General features: G+C 47.9%; 1 protein-coding gene. It reads right to left on the bottom strand.

Translation table 11 applies throughout. From position 1 onward, the window contains the following. Positions 1-130: 130 nt before the first annotated feature. Positions 131-724: a type ISP restriction/modification enzyme gene (locus CKO36_RS19240; protein ID WP_200286503.1), complete on the bottom strand. Its 594-nt coding sequence runs from the start codon at positions 722-724 to the stop codon at positions 131-133. Between the last annotated feature and the right edge of the window lie 177 nt (positions 725-901).

Raw genomic sequence — 901 nt, 5'->3', positions numbered from 1 at the left:
AATCGCTCAAGCAGAGCGCGTACCATGACCGTGGCAGGCGCGCGTTCAGCAAACCGGTTGAGAACATCATCAAACATCGGTTGTCAACTCCAACTCTAGAAATAATATCCATATTATACAATGAGTTGCATCACCTTAAAAGGGCTGATGCAATAGACCAATCCTGCACATCTTTGCCGAGTCGATATTGCTCACGTGCGCTTTCAATATCAAGTCGCGCAAAATCATTCACTTGCTCCCATAATTTTTCCTTGTTTTCAGCGATGGTCAAAGCATCTCTAGCGGTTACAATACCGACTGAATTGACCGGCATAAATTGGTTGATAGCAAAGCCTGTTTGATACTGACTGAAAACTGAAAAATCTCTTTTAACAAAGGGATGCTGAGGGGCTGGACTATCAAGGTGAGAGAATAAAGAATCAGTCAAACTCGCTTTCTCAAGCATCTGATATTTAGCTTGCCGATCACCCCACAAATCCCCGTGCATCACCTCGGCCAATCCCTTGCGCTCGCCCTGCTTCTTTACCCCAATAATAATCGCCACGCCCTGTTGAATATCAAAGACATTTTTATCCGGCTTGCCCTCCGGCGTGACTTCTTTCTTCTTGGTATTGCCGTGTAAATCCAGCACCCAGATTTTGTCGAAGGTCTTGAGCAAATGCCAGCGCATGCCGCGAAAGGTGGGATTGTCAAGATAACCATGATTGGTGATGAACCCGAGCATCCCCTCGTGATTCTTGTCGATTAAATGCGCAGCCAGCCGAATGAACTTCAGGCCTTGATCATCCCTCGGTCCAAAACCAACAATTTCAGTAGGTGATCAGCGCGAGGCATGGGGCGGCAGGAGTCCGGGAAAGGCGTAGTCTTGGAGGTGCAACCCAACCCAAGGACAGCGCCGATG

Origin of the sequence: Rhabdochromatium marinum, assembly GCF_016583795.1 — a bacterium.
GTDB lineage: Bacteria > Pseudomonadota > Gammaproteobacteria > Chromatiales > Chromatiaceae > Rhabdochromatium > Rhabdochromatium marinum.
Note: the sequence above shows the minus strand (reverse complement) of the source record. Positions and strands in the feature narration are given on the sequence as shown.